This window comes from Parabacteroides caecihominis, assembly GCF_023656785.1.
In the GTDB taxonomy this organism is placed as follows: Bacteria; Bacteroidota; Bacteroidia; order Bacteroidales; family Tannerellaceae; genus Parabacteroides; species Parabacteroides segnis.
In genome coordinates, this window is the sequence record NZ_JAMOKS010000001.1 from 168991 (window position 1) to 195122 (window position 26132).

15 protein-coding genes are annotated in these 26132 nt (G+C 45.6%); 5 read left to right on the plus strand and 10 right to left on the minus strand.

Going from position 1 to position 26132, the window contains the following annotated elements; all coding sequences use genetic code 11:
- Positions 1-7: 7 nt before the first annotated feature.
- On the plus strand, positions 8-1549 hold the full coding sequence (locus NBH14_RS00425; protein ID WP_250817028.1) for a sulfatase: 1542 nt from the start codon (positions 8-10) through the stop codon (positions 1547-1549).
- Between the two features lie 139 nt (positions 1550-1688).
- The gene (locus NBH14_RS28745; protein ID WP_350464036.1) at positions 1689-1874 is read left to right on the plus strand and encodes a DUF6722 family protein; all 186 of its coding nucleotides are present in this window, start codon (positions 1689-1691) and stop codon (positions 1872-1874) included.
- A 181-nt stretch (positions 1875-2055) separates the two neighbouring features.
- Here the strand turns inward: NBH14_RS28745 and NBH14_RS00430 are convergent, their stop codons facing one another.
- The 8 genes from NBH14_RS00430 to rbr all read right to left on the minus strand — a co-directional run bounded on the left by NBH14_RS00430 (position 2056) and on the right by rbr (position 18372).
- Complete coding sequence (locus NBH14_RS00430; RefSeq protein WP_009860435.1) at positions 2056-2769, minus strand: hypothetical protein; 714 nt, start codon at positions 2767-2769, stop codon at positions 2056-2058.
- 66 nt (positions 2770-2835) lie between these two features.
- Positions 2836-7578, minus strand: coding sequence for an efflux RND transporter permease subunit (locus tag NBH14_RS00435; protein ID WP_250817030.1), 4743 nt, complete (start codon positions 7576-7578; stop codon positions 2836-2838).
- A complete protein-coding gene (locus NBH14_RS00440) occupies positions 7575-10733 on the minus strand; it encodes an efflux RND transporter permease subunit (RefSeq protein WP_128133382.1) in 3159 nt (1052 codons plus the stop codon). The genes NBH14_RS00435 and NBH14_RS00440 overlap by 4 nt, the downstream gene beginning before the upstream one ends.
- 97 nt (positions 10734-10830) lie before the next feature.
- Positions 10831-11892: an efflux RND transporter periplasmic adaptor subunit gene (locus tag NBH14_RS00445; RefSeq protein WP_186957893.1), complete on the minus strand. Its 1062-nt coding sequence runs from the start codon at positions 11890-11892 to the stop codon at positions 10831-10833.
- Between the two features lie 6 nt (positions 11893-11898).
- Entirely contained in the window at positions 11899-13395 is a 1497-nt protein-coding gene (locus tag NBH14_RS00450; RefSeq protein WP_009860439.1) for a TolC family protein, read from the minus strand.
- Between the two features lie 21 nt (positions 13396-13416).
- The gene (locus NBH14_RS00455; RefSeq protein ID WP_250817032.1) at positions 13417-16734 is read right to left on the minus strand and encodes a golvesin C-terminal-like domain-containing protein; all 3318 of its coding nucleotides are present in this window, start codon (positions 16732-16734) and stop codon (positions 13417-13419) included.
- Between the two features lie 21 nt (positions 16735-16755).
- Positions 16756-17649: an ABC transporter ATP-binding protein gene (locus NBH14_RS00460; RefSeq protein ID WP_044215046.1), complete on the minus strand. Its 894-nt coding sequence runs from the start codon at positions 17647-17649 to the stop codon at positions 16756-16758.
- Between the two features lie 144 nt (positions 17650-17793).
- Positions 17794-18372 carry a rubrerythrin gene (gene rbr / locus NBH14_RS00465; RefSeq protein WP_128133385.1) on the minus strand — a complete coding sequence of 193 codons (579 nt, stop codon included), beginning with the start codon at positions 18370-18372 and terminating at the stop codon, positions 17794-17796.
- A 300-nt stretch (positions 18373-18672) separates the two neighbouring features.
- Here rbr and NBH14_RS00470 point away from each other — a divergent pair, with 300 nt between their 5' ends.
- Positions 18673-20349, plus strand: a complete 1677-nt coding sequence (locus NBH14_RS00470) for a SulP family inorganic anion transporter (RefSeq protein WP_186957895.1) — start codon at positions 18673-18675, stop codon at positions 20347-20349.
- Between the two features lie 3 nt (positions 20350-20352).
- On the opposite strand, the gene NBH14_RS00475 is transcribed toward NBH14_RS00470, so the two are convergent.
- A complete protein-coding gene (locus NBH14_RS00475) occupies positions 20353-21030 on the minus strand; it encodes a hypothetical protein (protein WP_186957896.1) in 678 nt (225 codons plus the stop codon).
- A gap of 178 nt (positions 21031-21208) precedes the next feature.
- On the minus strand, positions 21209-21877 hold the full coding sequence (locus NBH14_RS00480; RefSeq protein ID WP_186957897.1) for a porin family protein: 669 nt from the start codon (positions 21875-21877) through the stop codon (positions 21209-21211).
- 220 nt (positions 21878-22097) lie between these two features.
- Here NBH14_RS00480 and NBH14_RS00485 point away from each other — a divergent pair, with 220 nt between their 5' ends.
- Positions 22098-23201, plus strand: coding sequence for an acyltransferase family protein (locus tag NBH14_RS00485; protein ID WP_046145871.1), 1104 nt, complete (start codon positions 22098-22100; stop codon positions 23199-23201).
- Positions 23201-25690, plus strand: coding sequence for a T9SS type A sorting domain-containing protein (locus tag NBH14_RS00490; RefSeq protein WP_186957898.1), 2490 nt, complete (start codon positions 23201-23203; stop codon positions 25688-25690). The genes NBH14_RS00485 and NBH14_RS00490 overlap by 1 nt, the downstream gene beginning before the upstream one ends.
- Positions 25691-26132 lie beyond the last annotated feature (442 nt).

Sequence of the window (26132 nt, forward strand, 5' to 3'; positions counted from 1 at the left end):
TACGAGTATGAACAAGAGACTATTTCTATCACTGGCAACACTTCCTTTATTGGGAACAGCCGGGCAAGCTGAAGCGGCCAAACCGCAAGACCGGCCGAATATTATTCTCTTCTTGGTAGATGATATGGGCTGGCAAGATACTTCCCTCCCTTTCTGGAAGGAAAAGACACATTATAATGAAGTATACGAAACGCCTAACATGGAACGCCTCGCCCGCCAGGGTATGATGTTTACCCAGGCTTATGCTTCCAGTATCAGCTCGCCGAGCCGTTGCAGCCTCTATACCGGCATGAATGCAGGCCGTCACCGGGTAACGAACTGGACATACCCCAAAAACAAATCGACAGACCGGCAAAGCGATGTGCTGGAATTGCCGGACTGGAATGTAAACGGTATCTGTGAGGTCGCAGGCATCGAACATACTTACCAGGTTACCTCTATGGCTCAAATACTGAAAGATAACGGTTATCATACCATCCATTGCGGAAAAGCCCATTGGGGAGCGGTAGATACACCGGGAGAGAACCCGTATCATTTCGGATTCGAAGTAAACATTGCCGGACATGCCGGCGGTGGCCTTGCCAGCTACTTGGGAGAAGCCAATTTCGGTAACCGGACAGACGGCAAGCCGAGTCCCTGGTTCGCCGTTCCGGGTCTGGATAAATACTGGGGAAAGGATATCTTTATCTCCGAAGCCCTGACACAGGAAGCTACCAAAGCACTGGATAAGGCGCAACAATACGACCAGCCGTTCTTCCTTTACATGTCGCATTATGCCATTCATGTCCCGATAGACAAGGATATGCGTTTCTATCAGAAATATATCGACAAAGGGCTGGGAGAGAAAGAAGCCGCTTATGCCGCTTTGATAGAGGGAATGGACAAAAGTCTGGGCGATATCATGGATTATCTGGAGAAGAACAAGCTGGCGGATAACACGATCATCATCTTCATGTCCGACAACGGCGGTCTGGCTGCCGAACCGGAATGGCGCGACGGCAAACCTCATACCCAGAACTCCCCGCTAAACAGCGGTAAAGGCTCCGCTTACGAAGGCGGCGTTCGTGAACCGATGATCGTCAGCTGGCCGGGCAAGGTACAACCACAGACCAAATGCGACAAATACCTGATCATCGAAGACTTCTTCCCGACCATCCTTGAAATGGCCGAAATAAAGAAATACGAGACTATCCAGCCGATAGACGGCGTCAGCTTCATGCCGCTGCTAACCAATACCGGCGATCCCTCCAAAGGACGCAGCCTATACTGGAACTTCCCGAACCTTTGGGGCAACACAGGGCCGGGTATCGGAGCCACCTGCACAATCCGCCAGGGTGACTGGAAACTAATCTATTATTATGAGACAGGAAAGAAAGAGTTATTCAATATACCCGACGATATAGGCGAAAAGAATGACTTGTCCGCTTCCCGTCCCGACTTAATAAAAAAACTATCCAAAGACCTGGGCAAACAGTTACGAAAGATGGAGGCACAGCGCCCATCGTTTAAGGCAACCGGCAAACCTTGCCCCTGGCCGGATGAGATATAATTTTTAGCAGTTATTCCTACACTCTTTCAATATTATATCCTATCTTTGCCTGTAACAAAATTATTTAACTATGAAGAATAGGCATAAGACAAGGATTGTACCTGTTCCTGTCATATAGGAGCAGATACGGAAAGAGGAAATCCGTTTCTCTAAAGAGTTTGGAAGGTACTTATTGGATCTATCGAAGCTGATCATTGGAGGAGCTGTTATTACAACAGTTATACAGCTTAACTCCGATAAATATGTGGTAATAGTAATCGCTATAGGTTTAGCCATTACATTATGTATTGTTGGGTTTATAGTATTAACTTTAAAACATAAATAATTATGGGACCTGCTATATTATTATATTCTCTTTTAGGAGGCGCTGTCCTTATAGCATATATTCTCCTTTTCAAAACTAAGAAAGGTAGGGATTGGGTAGACAAGAACAGTTAAGATCATACAGTTCAGGCACGAATTACACACAACTTATTAATAAAAGCATGTGATCCGTGCCTGATTATTTATATAAACCTCTCCCTCTTCTGCAAATTCAGCAACCCGATCATCATCCACACAATGCCACCTATCAAAAGGAAAATACGGTTCTTTACGATCAACCCTTCCCAGATTACCGGCAGGAAGTTATCAGGTACTTTAAAAGGATTCAGGAGAATATTCCAAAATGAACGTTCTATTATTTCCATCTCACTCGTTATCAGAAGGAGAATAGCCAGAATAATCGTAAACACAGCCGTGCCGTTACCGCTACGGGTGATGGTGGAGAGCATAAAGGCCAGATTCCCGAAAAAGACAAGGGGGAACATCAACTGGACAGACATCTCGAACGGATTGACCGGATACAACAATAATGTAGCCAGATAAGAAAAAGCCACCAGGATAAAAAATATAGCGACATAAATCATCAACAGGCGCACTCCCCAGACCTTATATTTGTAGTCAGGGATACCGAAAAGGATTTCCAGTATCCGGTTATCCTCATCATTCTGGATGCCGAATACGGCAGGATAGAATACCAGCAGGACACAAGGGAACATCAAAAGGTTATAGATCAGTCCTTCGTTGATCTCCGCCCTATTCCAGGCAGCCTGGAACATGAAATAGGCAAAGAATGCGAATGCCGCCAGCAAGAACCAGATGAACTTGCCGGCGAAGATGATCTTCAGGTTATATTTTACCACCTTGGGTAATAAAGGTATCAATTGCTTTATCGTCATAACTATCTTTTTACAACATTAATCTACCACTTGAGTCTCGCATCACGTCTGACACTAGCAAGAAACTCATTGTTCGCTTTTCCCTTCCATATTTTTCAGCAAGCAGAGATAAGCATCTTCCAGGTTCGGCTCTACCTCTACGGCTCCCTCATAAGGCGAACCGACAGACAGGTAACGCACCTGTATCGTATCTCCATCCTGTATATGATGAATCACCATCGTTTTATCCAGCACCTGTTCGAACGACTCACGGTCGATATGGAACTGCCAGACCTTACCGGTAGCCATGTCTACCATATCGGTCGGATCGCCGAAGTATTTCAGCTCGCCTTTGTTGATAACCACCACCTGGCTGCATGAACTGGAAATATCTTCGATAATATGCGTGGAGAAGATCACGATACGATCTTTACTCAACTCTACCAGCAGGTTACGGAAACGGATACGTTCACGCGGGTCGAGACCGGCTGTTGGCTCATCCACCACCAGAATACGGGGAAGATGAAGCAGGATGAGGGCTATACCGATACGCTGTTTCATACCGCCGGAGAAAGAACCGATCTTGTCGTCTTTCCGTTCATACATATGAACTGCTTTCAATACATATTCCAGACGTTCTTCCCTCAACCTATTATCGGTAAGTCCTTTCAGAATCGCCTGATAATCGAGAAACTCCCAGGAAGACATATTCTCGTAAGTTCCGAACTCTTGCGGAAGGAAGCCGATCAGGCTCTGCAATTCCTCCCGGTAAATGCGGGTATCCAGTCCATTGATCCAGATGCTGCCGTAACTCTGTTCCAAGATACCGCAGATAATACGCATCAGAGTTGATTTGCCGGCGCCATTAGGTCCCAGCAGACCGAACATTCCCGTACGGATCTCAAAAGATACGCCTCGCAAGGCTTTGAAAGGCCTGCGCTGTTTCCCGATCAACGGAATCCCTTTGACCATACGGAACCAGGAACGGCGAAGTCCGGCCAGCCGTCCTTTGATACGTTCTATATTGACATTCTTTTCATACAAGTATTGCGAAGAAACATATACGGCAATACAGAAGGCCCACAGAAGGCCCACAACGGAAATCAGTCCGGTATTATCCATCTTCCGGAACAGAACAAACAGAATGATCGGAGGAATACTCCAGAATATCAGACGGTTTATATATTTCACCCGCTTATTTTCCCCGAAACGGTAGAACAGGTATTGACGAACCTTCCGCCACAGATAAAGGATCGTGGCATAGATGGCAAACGACAACAGGAATATCCACAGCCTGTTATTGATGAAGAACCAGGTGAAATACATACCGAAAAGCAACATACCGAACTGCCACAGAACGTTGACAAAGTCTTTCAGCGAACGATATTCATTGCTCAGTCCCAGATGCCGGCGGATATTCAGGCCGCTATTCCACTGACGGCTGATACGTCCCGGCCAGTCGTATATCTTCACCAGATTGCGGACAGAGATATGTATATCTTCCCCGGGATCGATTACTTTCGAACGGGCACGCCTCAAACTGGTCTGAGCAAAATAAGTCACTCCCGGAATACCGAAAACCAGAAGAACCATGTAAACAGACTGCCACAGCATCCCGTCGGCATACAACCAGATACCAACAACACCCAACAGGAACAGTATCAGATGGAACACCCATATTTTAGGAGACAGGCCCCGATACCACTGCAAGGTATTCTCCAATCCCATACAAACAGTCGGTATCAGGATCAGCGTCAGTAACGCAGAGAATGTCAGCCCGCCGATCACCGTAATGGCAAACGGTGCACCGATAGCACCGGCATATTCCGAATCGCCCATCGCCAACGGGAACATGGCGACAATTGTCGTTATCGACGTAATCAAGATCGGACGGATACGCGACAAGCCAGCCGTCATCAATGCCCTGTTACGCCTGTAGCCTCGTTTGCGGAGGATATTGGAATAGTCTATCAGGATGATACCGTTATTCACGACCACGCCCAACAGGATCAGGAAACCGGTCAGCGTATTCGCATTCAGCAGGCTATTGCTTGTCAGCAACAACGCCAGCAAAGAACCGATAGCAGCCAGCGGAATCGAGAAAAGCAGGACAAAAGGCGTCACCAGCGATTCAAAGACAGAGGCCAGTATCATAAAGATAAGGATGAAAGCTGCCAGTATCAGGAACTTAAAGTCTGCAAACTCATCTTCTTCATGGAACACCTCCACGGCAACCCCTGACGGCAGATTATAATTAGCAACCAACTGGTCGATATCCGAGCGATATCCCTCAAGCAGGTCTTTCGACGATTGTACGTCTTTGGAGAAATTATAGAATACCTCTATCTGTTTATCCTGGTTGACCCGCATGATACGGGTACGTCCCCGGCCATAATTAACAGAAGCCAAGTCCTGCAAATCATGCAGTCCTCCGTTGGCATTCTGTATCTGTACGCGGCGCAGGTCATCGACGGTTTTGTCTTTCTTTTCCGTCTCCGCCTCTTCTTCCTCAGTCTCTTCGTCGCCGGGAACATCATTACGGATGATGATATCGTAGGTATCCTCTCCGATCTTGAAAGAGGTACCCGAAGAATACTCCGGATTAAGCGCCGCCAGCCCGGAGGAAATATTGGCACGGGTAATCTCGTATGAAGTCAGCAGGATCGGATCGAAATCGAGGTGGATTTCAGGCTGCCGGCGGTTATAGGAGACGCGCGAACCACGGATAAACTCCTGTTCATCGAGGTAATAGCGGAAATCTTCGGCTACCAGTTGCATCACATCGAAACCGGAGCCTTTTATCACGATCCGTTCACGGTTCTCGCCGATACCCAGCAGACGCATGAAATTACCCAGGCCGGCCATGGCCCCTCCTCCTGCGCCACCACCTCCGCCGCCACCCGACATCGATTCCTCCACAGAGATTTCCGCTCCCTGAATATTGGATACGGTGGCCTGCACCGTGGCTTTATATTCAGCCATTTTACTTCCCGCCTTCTTCACAAAGTCATCGGTGAAGTTAAGCGTGAGGACGGCATTCTTTTCATTTATACGACTGATCAAGTCTTTCCTGCCGGGAAAACTGTCCAGGCGCGCTTCGATCACCTTCACCAGTTTATCCGCATTATCGAGCGTACTGCCCGTCGGCATCGTCACATAGATATTGATGCGGTCGGTATTTACATCTTTCATCTGCTGCACATTCATGTAGATGGAAAGGATCAGGGTGACGAACAGGACGATGATCGCCCCGAAGATCGTTACCCCCGGATTCCGCATACATGTTTTCAGCAAAACCAGGTAGACCTGTACAGGACGCTGTACAATCGAAACCTTTTCATAAAAGACGCTCTGCCCATTTTTCTTCCTCAGCAGCAGGTAAGTTGCCATCGGGATGAACAGCAGGGCGACAAACAACGAGATGGTCAGGGTGGAGATGATCGAGACACCGATATGATGCCCGATCAGCTTGATCATAAAGTTATCGGAGAAAACGAAGGGAAGGAAGACCGTCACCGTCGTCAACGTAGCCGCCACGATAGAACGCCATACCTCCTTTGTACCCTGTGTAACGGAACGTTCGGGCGTACAACCGGAAGCTGAGAGGCGGTAGATATTTTCAAGCACCACCACACTATTGTCGAGCAGCATCCCGATTGCCAGTGCCATCCCCACCAGCGTCAGGCTGTTGATCGTTATCCCAAAGGCATAGAAGAAATTAAATGCCGTATAAACGGATATAGGGATTGAAAGGGCAATAAAAAATACCAGCCGCAGGTTCTTCAGGAACAGCCAGAGAATCAGTATGGCCAGCAGACCGCCCACTAAGGCGAGATTGATGATCTGGTCGATATTATTCTCCATCGTCTCAGCCGTATTCTCCTGCACCACCACTTCCACATCGAGATAAGCCAGCTTCTCGTTCAGCCGGTCGATTGCCTCGACGGCCCGGTGCGACAAGTCGATCAGGTTCGCCTGCGAATCGCTCATCAAGGCGACCGATACCGCATCTTTTCCGTTCACACGGCTATATGAAGTCTCTTCCTTCAGGTCGAAAAAGACGGTGGCTACATCTTTCAGCAGTACAGGACCGGGGGCGACCACGATATTCTCCAGGTCGGACACCTTCGAATAAAGAGCATTGACATGGATAAAGTATTTGCTGTCCGGTTCATTGGCAAAACCGACAAAGGCCTTATCCTGCGTGTTCTGTGTCAGCAGGCCGCTGATGGAAGACGGCGTCAGGTTCAACGCCTTGCAAGCCTCAGGGTTGAGGCGTATCTCGATCGCTTTCTCCCGGCCGCCGTAGATATTGACGGAAGCGACCCCGTCCACATTCTCCAGGTCGGAACGGATCTCCTTATCCACAATATTACGTACCCTGTCGACACCGCCCGAACCGCGTACTTGCAGAACCATAAAGTTATTGGCCATCTGGCCGACATCGACCTTCTGCAACTGCACATTGAAGCCGTCGGGGAAAGTGGCTGCCAGCTCGTTCACCTTCTCCTGTAGTTTCAGGGAGGTGATCTTGAAGTTCACCGTATTTTTGAAATCTATCTGTATGGTAGACTGGCGGCTGTCGACGGTGGATTGTATCTTATCCACCCCTCCAATCGAACTGATCGCTCCTTCAAGCGGAATAACGATTTCCGATTCCACGTACGAAGGGTCCATATCCTGCTGGGACGAAACCTGTACGAACAGCATCGGCAGTTCGGCATTGGGCAATAACTCCACCGGCAACTGCTTATACGACACGTAACCAAGCATGGTCAGTGCGATAAACAGCATACAGATCGTTATTCTTCTATGTAGTAGAAAGTTCATGCTTTTCTGTTATTTACGCCTATTTTTACCTTTTCCAATATATAATAGACACATGGTATCACCATCAAACTCATTAAAGTAGATGTCACCAACCCTCCGATCACGGCAATAGCCATCGGCGAACGCAACGAAGCGCCTTCGCCAAAGCTGAACGTCATCGGGAGCAGGGCAAGTATCGTAGTAAGCGTTGTCATGATAATCGGACGGATACGTTGTTGGCCGGCCTGTACGATGGCATCTGTCAAGCCGGTTCCGTCTGCTTTCAGCTGGTTGATACGGTCTACGAGGATGATCGAGTTGTTCACCGCGATACCTACCAGCATCACGATACCGATCACTCCCATCATATTGATCGTCGTGCCGGTCAGGAAGAACAACAGGATAGCACCTACCACCGCCAGTGGAATTGTCAGCAGGATCGTGAAAGGATGCAGCAGCGATTCGAACTGGGAAGCCAGCACCATATACACCAGGATGACCGACAGGGCAAGGGCAAACAGCAGGCTGTTCATCGACTCCTGACGCTTCTCCTCTTCTCCGGTTACCGTAACCGAATAGTTGACCGGCAGTTCGATGCCTTTCACCGCCTGACGGATTTCTTCCGCCACCTTGTCCAGCGACTTACCGGCATCCATATTGGCCATTACCTTGCTGATGCGGTTCTGATTACGGCGGTATATTTCTTTCGGGGCCTGCGATTCGCCAAAGGTGGCTATCTCACGCAGGCGAAACTCCTGTTCGCCATTCTTGATAACCAGATCACCCAGGGCACGCAGCGGAATATCAGGAACCTTGATGACGATGTCGCGCATCTCTCCGCGATATTCCATCTTTCCGGCTTCTTTCCCGCTGAGTTGTTGTTTCAATTGTTCGATGACAGTCGATACACTCAGGTTGTTGATACCCGCGATCGTCCGGTTGATGGAAATCGTTATCTCCGGAGCACCGTCTTCAATGGAAGATACGATATTATAGAGGCCCGATACCTCCTGCATCCGGCTTTTCACTTCTTCCGTAATATCGGCTATTTCATCCAGTTCTTCCCCTTTCACCTCAACGACGATAGGGGCACCTTCGCTACCCAGCAACGAGCTGAGAGAATTTTCCTCCTGTTTGATGGTCAGTTCCAGTCCGTCAGGATTCTCCGCCGTATGAACAAACTGTTCGATAACAGCCTCGGGAGCTACCCGGCACTCGGAGGAAAGGACTACTTTCATCATTGCCGTGTTCTCTCCTTCGAAGATGGCATTCTCCGAACCGCTACCCTCGCCGATATGGCTGTAAACGGTCAGCAGGCTATCGCCCGTAATGGTATAAAGCAATTCTTCCAGGTTCGCCACCGCCGAAGAAGTACGTTCCAGTTTTGTCCCTTCCGGCATCTTCACCACAACAGTAAAAGCTTTACTTTCCATGCGCGGCATAAACTCCGTCCCAATGAAAGGAAGCAGAAAAACCGTCAGCACCATCAACCCGACTGCCGCCGAAATGACAATCCAGCGATGCCCGATCAGGCTACGTAACAAATTGCTGTACCCTAACAACTGAATACCTCTTCCCGTCTCATTACCAGCTTCTTTTTTAGCATCCGATGGTATCCGGTTCCCCTCTCGAGAGGGGGCAGGGGGTGTGTTCATCAACCTGTCATACAACATCGGTATCACCAAAATAGCCACAAACAGCGACGACACCAGCGAGAACGTCACGGTCCAGGCCTGGTCCTTAAACAATTCCCCCGACGCCCCATGCAGGTAAACGATCGGCAGGAAAACCACAATAGTCGTCAGCGTCGAGGCAATAACAGCCCCCGCCACCTCCGACGTCCCCGTAATAGCCGCTTCACGTATGGACAACCCTTTCTCCTGGTTCCGGAAGATGCTTTCGATAACGACAATAGCATTATCCACCAACATACCGGCTCCCAGAGCCAAACCTCCGAGCGTCATAATATTCAGTGTAAGCCCGTTAAAGAACATCAGGTTGAAAGTAGCGACAATCGAAATAGGAATCGCCATACTGACAATCAGCGTCGTCCCGAACCGGCGAAGGAAAACGAACAGCACGACAACCGCCAGGACGATACCCAGCACGGCACTGTCTTTCACCTCCCCGATCGCATTCTTGATAAACGTACCCTGGTTGGTTATCACTTTAAACTGATAACCGGGCAACGCCTGTTCGATAACACCCAGCTGACGGGATACACCGTCCACCACCTTCACGGTGTTATAACGCATTTCTTTATAGATCGAAAGTCCTATGCTACGTTTGCCGTTGATACGAACAATATTGTCGGGGCGGGCATTTTCAAAAGTTACGGTAGCGACTTCCCGCAGGAAAAGCGGAGCCTTGTTGCCCGAAGCCGTTGCCGCACCGGCGGAAGCATTCGTGCCTGTTTCCTGTTTAGCCACCTGTTTATAACCGACTATCAGGTTCTCGAAATCTTCTTCCGAACCGAACAGACTGGAACTTTTCACCAGATACTGCAAGCCCAGTTCACTGACACGGCCTCCCGATATGCTCTGATTGTTTGCTTCAATACGCGAAGCGATATCTTCTATCTTCAGACCGAAGGCATCGAGTTTATAAGGATCGGTACGGATCGTCAGGGTACTCTCCTCCTGTCCTGACAACGTTACCTCGGCAACGCCTTCCAACCGGATCAACTCGTTGCGGATATAGCTTTCCGCCACCTTCCGGAGTTCTGCCATATCGGTTATATTCTGATGGGACATTCCGATCAGGATAACCGGTGACTGGTTCGGATCATGTTGCGTGATCTTCAACTCGGTGATATCTTTATTCTGGGCAAACGGATTCATCGCTTTCTGCAAGTCGAGGAAAGCCTCATCCATGTCTTTCGTCCAGGTATATTCCACTGTGATACGGGCCGAACCGGCTTTAACAACCGACGAAACCTGCGTGACATCGCTCTGGCGGATAGCCATCGACTCCATGTTCTTCACAAACTGCTTCTCGATCTCTTCCGGCGGACGCTCGCCGGCCTTCAACTCGATGAACAGCCGGGGATTATTCAGGTCGGGCAGCAGGTCGACACTCAGCTGGTCGTAGGAAATCTTTCCCAACAGCAGGATGGCCAGCACGACCATACAAATAGTGACCGGATTGCTTACCGCAAATTTGACAATGTTCTTCATAACTAATAATGTGCTAATTTGTCAATGTGTCAATATGCCAATAGAATATATTATTGGCACATTTAGCAAAGCGCCATATTAGCATATTGGCATATTATTATTTCTGTACTTTCACCTTACTGTTCTCCTTCAATGTTTCAAAGCCTTTGGTGACAAGGTTGTCGTTTTCGCGAAGGCCTTCCAGTACCTCGATATTGTTCTCGTCTTCCATTCCGGTCTTGATATTCCGCAGGATAGCCGTATTCTTATCCACTATAAACACAAATTTGCGGCGACGGTTGGATTGTACCACGTCTTTCGGAATAATGATAGCGCTGTCGGCCCTGTCAACGACGATATCCGCCTTGACGAACATTCCCGGACGCAGTTTCAGGTCATTGTTCTGTATCAGCACTTTTCCCTTGAATGTGCGTGTTTCCGTACTGATAGCCGGCGAAAGTTCGCTGATCACTCCCTTCAATGTATCTTCCGGCAATGTATAATGTGTAATAAATACAGGCTGATCCGATTTGACATAACTGATGGCACTTTCCGGCAGGTTGACATCCATGTACATCCGGGCATAATCCATAATACCCACCATCGGTTTTCCCTGTTCTACCCGCACATCAGTCGTGTAATGAGGCAGATCGACAATAACACCGTCGAAAGGAGCCTTTATATTCATCTTTTCCAGATTGATCCGGGCATTCTCGAGGTCATAACGGGCATTCGTCACTTTCACTTCGGTATTACGCATTTCACTCAGGGTCACACCGCCTTTTTCATAAAGGGCTTTCTGTTTCGACTGTTCCTGTTCTGCTATTTCCAGACTCAATTCCTTGGCATCTATGGCAATACCGTTCTCATATTCCTTATCTTCCAGATGGATAATCAGCTGTCCTTTAGAGACCAAGTCGCCCAGTTTGAAAGGTCTTCCTGTCTTCGGGTTGATCTGGAGTTTGTACAGACCGCTCATTTCCGAGTTAAGATCGACTCCATACGTAGGTTGTGCCGTCCCGGTCGTGTTAATCAGTTTACTGATAGAACCTTTTTTCAGTTCCGTTACCGAAACCGGTGTGGCTATATCGCTGGGAGGATTCTGCGGCTGGTTGTTACAACCGGTTGTTACTATGGCTAGTAATACAAGAGATACAAAGGTATGACTATAATGTTTCATGGCTGATTATTTTTCTGATATAAAGTCTTTCATCGGAACGATCGGAGCATTCAGCTCAAAGTCGTACAGGGAAAGTATTTTAAGATTCAACAATTCGATCTTGTAATTGATCAGGGCTTGTGTATAAGAGATCTTCTTATTCGACAACTGTGTCTGAAACTGACTCATTTCCATTCCGGTCAGATCACCTTCACGATAACGGGTCAGGTTCAGATCGTATGTACGCTGTGCATTCAGCACGTTCTGTTCGGCAATCTCTATCTGTGTCCGTAAGTTTTCCAGGCTACGCCATACTTGGCGGATATTCAATTCGATATCGACTTTATCTTCATGGAAATCAAGTTTGTTGATATTCTGAGCCACTTTCTGCGCACGGACACGGGCCTTCTTTTCTCCCCAGTCGAAGATGGGCACCGTAAAACTGATTGCCACCCGCGGGTTCTGTGTCGGGTTTTCATAGATATTCTGAAAACGTTTGTTGTCACCTATCAAACCAAAAGAGAGTGAGATATCTCCCTTAAATTCATTCAGTGCCTTCGTCTTAATCATATCGAAACCAAGTTCATCACTTTCAATTTCCCGCTGGCGAAGCTCCAGGCGCGATTGCAGACCGTGATCTATCGCTTGCCGGAGGTTAACATCGATCGGTTTGATATCTATCTCGGCAAAAACCATCAAGTCGTCATCCAGGTTCATACCTAATGCCTGTTTTAGTTTATCTTTTGCATTCTCCAGGGAGACTTGCTGTTCTTCTACCGAAGAGCGGGCGGTTGCCAGGTTCAGCTCCGCCTGAAACAGTTCGTCTTTGGCTGACAGGTCAGCTTCTACCTTATTCTTTATAATATCGTAGCTTTGCTGGGCATTCACCAATTCTTCGCGGGTAATAGCCAACTGACTTTGCGCCATATAAACACTATAGAATTGGTTGGTGATGTCTTTTTCGGTATTCAAGCGTTGGAGAGCATAGCTGATATGGGCATTCTCGTAATCATACTCGATCTGTTTCAACTCCATCTTCCGCTTATTGTAAGTAAAAATTGGTTGCGAGAGTTGCAGATAGAGGTTGTTGTTAAACGCCTTATTGCTATTCTTGTCGCCGTCGATATTCGAATTATTATCCTGCCAGCCGAACGTATTGATCAACGAAATCTCACCATCCGTCCACAAGATAGGCTGGTCCACCCGGAAAGTTCCGCTGGTACTGAGTTTTTCGTTTGTATACCATTGCGACAGACGATTGTCGAAACTCCTGTTCTTACTATAATCCAGGGGATTCAGGTTCAGTGAGAATTTGGATTTAAGGGAAGCCCGCTGGGCGATCAGCGTTTCCTGATACCGGTCCAGGTTCATGTGCGAACGGCGCAGGGTCGGACTGTTCTCTTCTGCTATATCCAATGCCTTCTCGATGGTCAGCGACAGTTGTCCGTGGGAAAACAGAGGGATTCCCGACAGGAGAACAACCACAAGGATCATCTTTTTCATCCATACTAACTCTCTTTGCATATAAGTAGACTGTTTTAATGATTATCGTTTTACCAGTTTGACGGCATCGGCCGTTACACTTCTTAATTTACATTCATTCGTCAGGGTAATGTAAGCTGTATCGGCCACAAAATAATAGACGCCCAGCTGTTCCCATCCTTCATTCGCTTTTCGGAGGTCGATATACGCATCTTCGCTTTCTTCCCCCTGCCTGATCCTGAAACGATATTCCCCCTGGGCCCGGTCATTATACCGGAGTTCGTTATCCTTGCTCACATAATAATAGGCATCATAGGTACCTTCCGACGGGACAGGAATCTTCCACATCGCCGTCTGGCTACCATTGCCACTCTTTACCACATACGCCGAACGGATATATTTACCGTAATAATTTGCATTGGTGGTTGCCGTCCACTCCAACGGAGGTCGCCAACTCGAGACACCCGCATACTTGAACGAAGTATCTTCGACCTTATCCAGCCATTTGGGTAACAACCCCACTACATCCGGCGCAGAGAGGATAAACAATGTACTGTCCTCATTATCCACAATAATTTCTCCCTCCGTCCCGAAAGAAAAACCGGAAATTATAAAATCGCCTTCTGCATCTATATTCTGCCTTCTCTCCTGTCTGATATTTCCGACAGGCTGATTGATCACACTCGGCAAATTACCAGATATCAAGGTATTGACGGTTACATCACGGGGAGCATCCTCCCAAACGGATACCAGTTCCTTTGTCTGGTGAGCTTCCAACGGAATCTTCCGGCTGGTACGCGGATCGATATCATTCTGGTTGCTTCTTCCGACTCCCTGAATATCGATATGTATAATTCCATCATAATCCGAATTATTGCTGACCTGCATTTTCAGGACAAAAGATTCCTGCCCCCGGTTAGTGATTTTTGTCACTTCCGGTCGTCCCAGGCTATAAATTGGCAGAGGCGTAGGATGCGACCATTCCTCCAGTCCCGACCGGATATCCGACCGGCTGACCATTCCTAATGTATCCAGCAGGCTTTCAAACTGGATGTTCCGGAAAGTATTCCGTTCGAGTAATGTATAAAGCGAATCCCTGAATGCATTCACCCCGATATTGATCTCAGGAATAGCAAACAGCCGATAAGTCTTTAAACTGATAATATTCTCCAGTAAATCCCGGTATTCCACATTTCCCAGCAACTCCTTAAAGGTTTGCTTTTCCATCAGCAGGCTGGCTTTTTCATTGTTACTGATGCCATTGATCTCACGCTCCCAGCCATAGTTATCCGATTTCTTTTGCAGATAAAGTTCGATCGCAGTATTAGCGACCGGCCATTCGGGAGAAAAAATATTGTACCGGTAATTATACAATTGTGGAAACAGGAAATAAGGGTTTGCCTGCGAACTGATATTATAATTACCACGGCCGCTGGATGAGAAATTATAGTTTCCTTCCGGCCGCTGGAATATCCAGAAGAAGTTGTTCAGCGTGCGTATCTTTGCCTCTTCCTCCGTTATCTCACGTCCTCCCCGCTTCGACCATTTCACCTGGTTGCGCCACATCTTGTCCACGTCCAGCTGGCCGAACATACATCCTTTTTCCGGGAACAGGACCATCTCGGGCTGTACAGCTTCCTGAGCCTGCGACCAGGCACGGGTATAGGTGGAGAACTGAACAGGCACTTCCACGATCGAGAAGCGGCTGAACGGATAACTCAGTTTATAGTTACGTTCCAGATTATCTCTCATATTACGGATAAAGCTGGGGATGGTATCGAGTATGGAGTCGAAAGTAGCCGTATAATAATCATTTCCCTCAATGTGCCAGATACTATATAATGTACTGTCCGATTCCAGACTTTGCTGTTTGTACTTACCCACAATCACGGAAATTGCCTGTGCCGGATATTCGGAGACAAACGAATAAACGCCGTCCTCTCCTTTCACTCCCTCCCCTTGCGAAAGCGGGGTGAGACCCGGAAGCGTTTTCACCCGCAAACCGAATTTACTGAAATAAGTCTGCTGCCAGTCCGGACTCACATTGCTGTAGGAGGTTCCGGGGCGCGGATACCAGTATGTTTCGGGAGTGAACAACAGATAATCCGGTGTCTGAAACGCATATTGCTTATCTATATTGAACAGGAAATCCCTGCGCTCTTTCTGCAAAATCTCTGCCGGAATATCCAGGTAACAGAACTTGCTGTCGACCTTCCCGCTATACCTGATAGAGAAAGATACCGTATCGCCAGGTAAAACCTCCTCACCGAAATCGACCAGCAGTATCTGATTATCCCTCTTGAAATCAAGAGGCCTCCCTCCTCTTTTTATTTCCTCCACCTGCAAACCGGGATTCAGGCAAAAAGTGAAAACAGTCGCCGGCTGCAAAGCCATTCCTTTCATTTCCACCTCCGAAACCACCCGTTCCGGTTGCTGTTCGAGTGATATATCATATTGATTGATTATCATCTTGGGAGTATTCACATACTTATTATTGATCTCGGTGTAAAGGGTACGCACCTTCCCTTCTCCCAGGATGGAATGAACATGTTTATATCCGGCCGCCCCACTTATCAGCAGCATACAAAACGAAAGGAACAACCACGGATAATTACTGCGCGACGAATTGGGCAACCGCCTGAACAGAAAGATCGTAAAAAAGATAAAAGCCAGTCCGGCAAAGAAATAGATCGCCCGGTGATTCAATACAACTTCCAGATTGGTAAAGCCCACGATAGTCGATTTAACCAGCGGCAGACTATAGGCCATATAATCGAACAGGTAATAAAACTTATCGCTGATATAGAACAATGTCAACCCGATATATCCCAATAAGATAATAAAGGTCAGCGCCTGATTTTTCAGTACCAGCATCAGGAAGATGGACAATCCGATGATAAAGATCAGTGTCGGAATACTTATCAGCAGGAAATAAACCGGATACGATAGCCAGTCTACCGACATGCCCGATCCTATAAAATTAAATATCAGTGCCATTCCCATGACGATCAGGTTCAGTATCAGGAAAACCCGCAGGTTTCCCCATATCTTTCCGATCACATATTCCGCATTGCTCAACGGACGGACATAAAAGACTTCCGAAGTATCCAGCTTCTTATCCCTTTTCAAAAACTCCGAAGCAAGGAATATCGATATGACTGCCTGCCCGGTATTCAGTAAAAGCAGGTTCAGGTAAGGGAGATTGGAAGGGAGCGCTTTCAACATCCACATGCCTCCGCCATTGTCGGCAACCAACATACCAAAGTCAAAGAATCCGAGTATCAGAAGAGCCAGCACGGTAAACACCTTAAAGAACCAGCTTCGGATCAATATCTTGCTTTCGTATTTTGCTACCGATTGTATATTGTTGACAAACGACATAGGGGGTAAAGTAAAAGGTTACTAATCATTGGTCCAAAGGTTCAATTTATTTTCCATATAATATACATAAGCATGTTCCAGATTGGGAGGATACGATTCAGCCTCATACCCTTCGATCTCGTCGGCCACCACCTGCACTTCCCAACCGGAACCGGAAGGAATCGTAGAGATAACAGGATATTTCTTATCCACCTCGTGCAGTTCATCACTTGTCACTTTAATGCGCCATACTTTCCCTTCCGCCTGTTTCAACATATCCTGCGGAGAACCGTAAAAGGAAACCTGTCCCTTGTTCATCAACGCCATGCAGTTGCAGGTACTGGATATATCTCCCACAATATGGGTGGAAAGGATAATCGTCACATCATTCTCACTGACTTCCGACAGCAGATTACGGAAACGGATACGTTCTTCCGGGTCCAACCCTGTCGTCGGTTCGTCCACAATTATCACCTTCGGATGGTGGATCAATGCCTGGGCAATACCCAGACGGCGTTTCATACCGCCCGACAGTTTATTCGCATACCGTTCGCGCACATCAAAGAGACCGACATTTTCCAGCATGGCATCGACTGCCTGCTTGCGTTGCTTGCCATTTGTCATGCCTGATAAACGGGCCGCATAATCCAGAAATTCATGTGTCTTATATTTGGCGAAGAAACGGAAATCCTGCGGGAGATAACCTAATATTCCCCTGATCTCCTTCCGCTGTTTGAACAGATCGTATCCGCAAATATTCACCTGTCCTGACGATGGTTCCATTAATGCAACCAGGATACGCATCAATGTAGATTTACCGGCACCATTGGGCCCGAGCAGTCCAAACATGCCCGTAGGTATCTCCAGATTAATGTCTTTCAAGGCGTGGTTTCCGTTCGGATACACCTTATTGAGGTCTTTTATCGATATGCTCATTCTGCCAACTATTCAGAAGAAATTAGAATTAAGTATTAATAGGCTGGTAAAGATATATTTTATTCGCATGAATACAAATAAAAAACGCCCTTATCCCAAATATATTGGATAAGGACGCTTAATTTTTTTAATTAAAATCAGATTTTAATAGTTCTGCTTCATCGGTTCGAAATATGCCTGCGGATGTTCGCATGCCGGACATTTCATCGGCGCTTTCTTGCCTTCGATCACGAAACCGCAGTTACGGCACTGCCAGAAGATAGCTTCGTCTTTTTCGAATACTTTGCCTTCTGTCAAGTTAGCCAGCAGTTTACGGTAACGTCTTTCGTGTTCAGCTTCTACTTTAGCAATCATTCTGAAAGCAACAGCAATGTTTTTGAAACCTTCTTCTTCTGCGATGTCAGCAAATGCAGGGTATAAGTCAGCCCATTCTTCATTTTCGCCGTCAGCGGCAGCAGCCAGATTTTCCATTGTTGTGCCGATCACACCGGCCGGATAACAAGCAGTAATTTCCACCATACCACCTTCCAGGAATTTGAAGAAACGTTTAGCGTGTTCTTTTTCCTGTTCAGCTGTTTCCATAAATACACCGGCTATTTGTTCGTAACCTTCTTTTTTAGCTACGCTTGCAAAAAATGTGTAACGACTTCTTGCCTGAGATTCTCCGGCAAATGATTTAAGCAAATTCTGTTCGGTACGTGTACCTTTAATACTTTTTTCCATAATGCTAATTATATATGTAGTATAAAATGAGTTTGTAAAATCGCCCTATTGAAATAACTCTCAAAAGTAGGAAAATGTTTAATACTTTAATTCATTCTTTTACTTAAAATATATCTATCAACAGATAAATTCCATCTATTACTTTTCTCCCGAAAGACAAGTAATCAGAAGTTCAGGACAGATACAGATACAATTTTTACCACATTTGCAATGTCGACATTACAATATATCCTATATTTTATGCTTTACGCTAAATATTATTGTATCTTTGCATCAAAATTTAACATACTAGGCAGAAAGATGGAACGTAAATTTGATTTTCAGCCCAAGTTGATCTCGGCGCTGAAAAACTATTCCAAGGAAAAATTCATGGCAGACCTTATGGCGGGGATCATTGTGGGCATTGTGGCCCTTCCGCTTGCCATCGCATTCGGTATTGCTTCGGGAGTTAGTCCGGAAAAAGGATTGATCACCGCAATTATCGGCGGGTTCATTGTCTCTTTTCTGGGAGGCAGCAATGTGCAGATCGGGGGACCGACAGGAGCATTTATCGTCATCGTATACGGTATCATACAGAATTTCGGTATCGAAGGACTTGCCATTGCAACCGTTATCGCCGGTATCATACTGGTAATCATGGGAGCATTAAAACTCGGCACAGTCATTAAATTCATCCCCTACCCGATCGTTGTCGGCTTTACCAGCGGTATCGCACTGACCATTTTTACCACACAGATGAAAGACCTGTTCGGACTGACGATGGAAAAAGTACCGGCCGATTTTATCTCCAAATGGATTGCTTACTTCGAACATTTCCATACGGTCAATCCATGGTCGTTCGTAATAGGGATTGTCAGTATACTTATTATTGCCGTCTCTCCCCGATTTTCCAAAAAAATACCGGGATCGTTGATTGCTATTATCGTCATGACAGTCATCGTATATATTATGCGCAATCATCTGGGTATCGCTGGTATTGAAACCATTGGCGACCGTTTCACTATCAATGCTTCCCTCCCGCAACCGGAAGCTATTTCTTTCAATATGGAAACAATCAATCTCCTGCTTCCTGCGGCTTTTACCATCGCCATGCTGGGGGCTATCGAATCACTTCTTTCGGCAACTGTAGCCGATGGTGTGACCGGAGATAAACATAATTCGAACACGGAACTGATCGCCCAGGGAGCCGCCAATATCATTGTTCCCATTTTCGGAGGTATTCCCGTTACCGGAGCAATTGCCCGTACAATGACCAATATCAACAACGGAGGCCGTACACCTGTTGCCGGTATTATCCATGCAGTCGTACTGATGCTGATCCTGTTATTTCTCGGACCGCTTACCAAGCATATCCCGATGGCTTGCCTGGCAGGGGTATTGATTATTGTATCTTATAATATGAGCGAATGGCGTACCTTCCGTTCGTTGATGAAGAATCCGAAAAGCGATGTTTCTGTTTTGCTGGTCACATTCTTCCTGACCGTTATTTTCGACCTGACCATCGCCATTGAAATAGGTTTGCTGATCGCTATGTTCCTGTTTATGAAACGGGTAGCGGAAACGACGCATGTGTCTGTTTCCAAAGACGAAATCGACCTGTCCGATGAAGGAGAAATCCATCATGATGAAGAAGTGCTGACTTTACCGAAAGGCGTAGAAGTGTACGAAATCGACGGCCCGTTCTTCTTCGGTATAGCTAATAAGTTCGACGATGTGATGAAGATCATAGGTGACAAACCTAAAGTACGTATCATCCGCATGCGCAAAGTCCCGTTTATGGATTCGACCGGCCTGCATAACCTGGAAAGCCTGTTCCGTTTGTCGAAAGCAGAAAATATCCATATGATCTTATCCGGAGTAAACGAAGATGTACGCCGGGTATTGACCAAATCCGGATTCGACAAGAAGATCGGACCGGACAATATCTGCTCCAACATCAACGAAGCTGTCAGGAAAGCGGAAGAAGCTGTAAAATAATTTCTAAAACTGAATGCCTATGGAAAGGAAGAACGAATGCGTCATCTTCTTTTTCCATAGCATATCGTTCAACGGCTTTCGTTCAATCACGAGGTTACGGCGACCGCCATACACATCATAGTTAGAAATGGTATATCCGGCTGAAAATACCCAGCTTTCTACCTCGATCTGCATAAAACTCCTTACATTCCAATACAACCAATCCCCATTCAGGTTAGTCACATCTTCCGTATGCAGAGCCGAAGTGGGTTGTTTTTCATTTTCATAACCCACCCGAAGCGTTTCGTTGGCAGGAACAACCATATATGCACCGGGTTCCATATTGAACGTCACCTTCAGGTCACGATCTCCCCACCTGTTTATATTGGGTGTACGCAACCGGAGAGCCGGACGGAAAAGTATCCGTTTTACATTCGATTCATCCGAACCGATATACCATCTCATGTTTCCCGGAGCAGATCCGGAATAATATTCGTCGTAAAACTGTCCCGTAAAATTAACACCTCCTGTTACACCGACATACCGGCAAACAAAGAAAGTAAACGCCGGCTCCACCTCCCAGGAGTAGTTATTATTCAACCCTCCTGAAAGAGCAAATTCCCATCTCCTGAATGCCTCTTCCTCTTTTGCCCCGGCAACAACAGGGAGCAACAACACCATCCATAACAATAATCGTTTCATATCTTTTCCGTTTTCACTATTGTGAAGACATGAAAAACAAGAAATACCCCTATCCTGCGACAGGAAATTTCTATAATTTATAAGTCAGTATAAGACGTCCTTCCGAAGTCTGTGAATAAACATTCTTTCTTTGAAAGTTACCAATGATGTCGGAATATAGACGAAATAGAGATTGTATTTACAAATTGAATTTATATCCTAAAGTGATAGCTACACTTCTATTCTTATATTTAAAATAATGTCCCGGATCAAATTCTTTCCATACTTTTTTAAGTCCAAGGTCATAAGACAAAGTCAAATTGAATTTATAAACTTCAGTACTTAATGCAAATCTTAAGCCAGTATCAAAACGTTTAAAAGGTTCAATATATTCCTCTTTCCCCGTATTCAAATCAAATCTTTTAAAAGGATTATACCATATTCCATCTGTATTACCGATCCCGGTATTCACAAAATTCGATCCAAATTCCCCATATCCGTTCACACCACAGGCAAAATAAGCCCCCATTTGAGGTATCATATATATATGTTCAGCCACAGGGAGACGATACCCCACCATTACAGGCAATTCAATATATCCTAAACGGACCATCAATTCCTTAGAACCATTGACAAGGCTATTAGCACCTTTCATCACATAATGAAGTCCACTCTGGATCATCATATTATTTTCAAACTGATAATCGACAACCAAACCCCCTACAGGTACAATTTGAGCATGATTACCTCTGACTCCCAAACTAGTCATATTAACACCAGCTTCAACACCTAAACGTACTTGTCCATTCATCTTCACTATACCCAAACACATGAGCATACTCATAATAATACAAAGCTTCATTTTCATATTGTCTCAAATTTATATCTTATAGACAGATTTTAATAAAATACCCCTACTTTGAAGTGATACTTTTTATTATCAGATTTCGTTTCCAATAAAAGTCGCGTCAGTATAACAGACAAAAAATAAGCTATATTCTACTGAACATTAAGGTTTTATTATATATATGATATAATCCTGTTCTTTTTAATTACATTTGCGTCTTATAACCGAATAATCTAAAATTATGGCACAATCAGGAAGACTGCTCTCACTGGACGTAATGAGAGGTATTACAATTGCAGGGATGATCATGGTGAACAATCCGGGAAGCTGGGGATATGTATATGCTCCGCTACGGCATGCATCATGGAACGGCCTCACTCCTACCGACCTGGTATTCCCGTTCTTTATGTTTATTATGGGAGTTTCCATGTTCTTTTCATTGCGGAAATACGATTTCAAATTATCCGGAGAAAGCGTTACGAAAGTACTGAAACGGACCGTGCTGATCTTCTTGGTCGGATTTGCCTTGAATTTATTCGGACATCTCTGCTACAACGGATTTTCCAATTTCGAAAACCTGCGTATCCTGGGAGTTATGCAGCGGCTGGCACTGGCTTACGGGATCGGCTCACTGATCGGATTATCCGTTAAGCATAAATATATTTTACAGACAGCAGCCGGAATACTGCTGTTTTACTGGATACTTTTAGCCGCTACCGGCAGCCAGACGTTGTCGGAAGATAATATAATTGCAATAGTCGACCGTGCACTGTTCGGAAATACGCATATGTACCATGATTATCTGGCAGACGGAACCCGCATCGCCTTTGATCCGGAAGGGTTGTTGAGTTGCCTGGGAAGTATCGGGCATGTATTGCTCGGTTTCTATGTGGGCAAAATGATTCTCGACTGTAAAAAGAACAATGAATTAATTATCAGGAATTTGTTTATCTTTGGAACAATTATTCTGTTCCTGGGATTCCTGCTAAGTTACGGCTGCCCGATCAATAAAAAACTATGGAGCAGTACATTTGTATTGACCACTTGCGGATTCGGCTCGCTGTTTCTGGCGTTGCTGATCTGGATCATCGACATAAACGGCAAAAAGAAATGGTCGCTGTTTTTCGAATCTTTCGGGATTAATCCGTTATATCTCTATGTACAGGGAGATGTATTTGCAGTGGTACTCGATAAATGCGGAGTAACACCGTATGTATATGCAGATGTCCTGGTTCCGCTCTTCGGAAACTTCGGAGGTTCGTTGGCATGGGCTATTTTATTTGTCGTATTGAACTGGATACCGGGATATTGGTTATATAAGAAACGTATCTACATCAAATTATAATGAATCGTTACAGACTGTTTTATCACTGCATTTATATAAGTATCATCTGTTTATTCCTGTTTTGCCCCGGCAAAGCAAAGTCGCAGATAAGCGAAGGAGGAAAACCGGTTAGTTTCAACTATCAAAACCCGTTGAAAAGCTGGCAACCGGCTGTTCAGATACCGGTAAATTTCAGTGTGGAAGACAGGATAACAGTCGATGAATGGCGGGTAAGCCAGGGAGCACCTCTGGCTGTTTCTGCATTGATTGATACAGATTTGAATATGGAGAATGCCGGAGAATGGCGGGTATTGCCCGGTGGAGAAAGAATCTGGCAACTTCGCCTTCAGGCAAAAGGGGCGATTGCCTTAATGTTATATTATGAAACATTTTACCTGCCGGAAGGCGGAAAACTATTCATATACAATGCAGAAAAGACTCATTTACTGGGAGCCTATACTTCGCAAACCAATCCGGACGGAAAATCATTTGCTACGGAATTTGTGGCCGGCGATGATATCATTCTCGAATACGAACCGCCTGTTTCGGACGAAAAAGCCCGTATAGCCATTAATCAGGTAGGATACGGATACAATCATCTGTATGTAACTACTGATTTACGGAGTACCGGCCCGGAAACTTCCGGTTCCTGCATGGTCAATATCAACTGCGAAGAAGGAGAGGAGTGGCAAAGCGAAAAGAACGGCGTTTGTATGATGGTTGAGAAAATAGGGAAGGCCGGATACCTCTGTTCCGGTTCACTGGTGAACAACACGGCTAAAGACATGAAACCTTATATATTGTCAGCTTTCCATTGTACACAAGATTACGATAACGGGAAAATAGCTTCGGAAACAGACCTAAACCAATGGGTATTTTATTTCCATTTTGAACATACCGGATGCGAAAACGCTTCGCCGATAGCCGGACATAAAACAATGACCGGCTGCCGGCGGATTGTAAGTATTCCGATAGAGGACGGTTCCGACGGACTGTTATTATTACTGAACGACAAGATCCCGGCAGAATATAATGTCTATTTCAACGGTTGGGACAGAAGTGAAACAGCTGCCTCATCCGGAGTGAATATTCATCATCCTTCCGGCGATTATATGAAAATATCGACCTTCGGTGATCACCCGGTAAAGACAACGACCTGGATAGATAATACATTCACTGCCGGAGCTCCCGATGCCCATTGGAATGTCATTTTCGACAAAACGACCAACGGACACAGTATCACGGAAGGCGGTTCCTCCGGTTCGCCGCTTTTCAATGAAAATAAGCAGATAGTAGGTACATTGACCGGCGGCAATTCTACTTGCCGCCTGACAAATGGGAATAACTTATACGGCAAGTTTTCTTTCCATTGGAATAAATATAGCCGGGCTGATACCGGGCGCATGGATATCTGGCTCGATCCGTTGAACACCGGTGCTACAACAATTCCCGGTTTGTCGCAAACCGGAGAGGAGGGGAGCCTGTTCAATTACAAGTCACCGACAAGTGTTACTGCCCAATTCATTTCTTCCAATAATGTTCTTATTCAATGGAATACACCTGTATATACACAGTTGATCGGTTGGGGTACACAAAATTCGGCCGCACAAATCGGATACCATGGCACTCCTTTCTATTTCGGTCAAAGATGGGAGTCTAAAGAATTGATAAACATACATAAAAAGAAATTGGTAAACGTAAAATTCATTCCTGTCTACAGTGTGAATTATGCCATCTTTATCAAACAAGGAGAACGGACCTATCAACAGGAAATAACCAATCTGACGGCCAACCGGTCCAACACAATAGAGTTGAAAACACCTTATACGATTGATGCCAACCAGGATCTGATCATTTCCATCTATGCCAGAAAATACGGACGCTCGGTTTATCCTGCTTTCGTAGATAACGGTCCGGCCATTAACGGAAAAGGAAATCTGGTATCTTTTGACGGAAACGAATGGGAATATTTGCTGGACGAAAAATTCAATATTAATTTTATCCTGTCTGCTACCGTCACTTCCGAAGAAGGTGAGCTGACACTTCCCCTTCCCGCAACAAACAGTGATATACAGATTCCGGCTTTCCCTGCTATTACCGGATATAACTTATACAAAGACCAGATGTTATTAGCTTCTGTCGCCGCTTCCACATTACAATATACAGATAAAAATGTCACCGGAGGCAAGCATGACTACAGTGTTTCTGCTCTATACGATTCAAAAGAAAGCAGAGCAGCCACAGCTACAGCAGAAACAAATGTAAATACGGAGAGTATACAGGAAACAACCGATTTCCATATCACCCCTGCAATATTCAAAGACCGGATACAGATAAATAATTACCAGCAAGTCAAAAACCTTGAAATTTATTCATCCGACGGAAAACTTATCCGGAAATTAACCGATCCGGCAGAATGGATAGAGACAGGTAATCTCCCGCAAGGTGTTTATTTCTTCAAACTAAGCAATGATAAGACTTTCAAAACCGTTCGCGGCATCAAACAATAATGAACTAATTTACTAATTAGCCAATGAATAGAGCAATTAGTTCAATTATTATCAAAATTGAGCTATCTAATTATAGACTGGTTGTAACTGGCTCCCCTCTTGAGAGGGGGAAGGGGGTGTGTCATAGTTTCGCCCTATAACTAGCTTTAACACACCCCTTATCCCCTCTCAAGAGGGGAATTGGTTACTCCCGTCACTATAAACAGATAGCTCAAATCCTTCTATATTGGAGTTTCCTAATAATGTTTCATCAAATGCACTGTCATACTATCATATTTTATATAATATACAAATAATCAATATGTTATTCCATGACAGTTACCATTTTCAACTATCATAATACTGTCATAAAACCATCATTTAGACTATATTTTAACTAAACATACATTGTTTAGGACCTAAAAAAGGCTTTATAAATAGGACATAATCGCACTTATATATC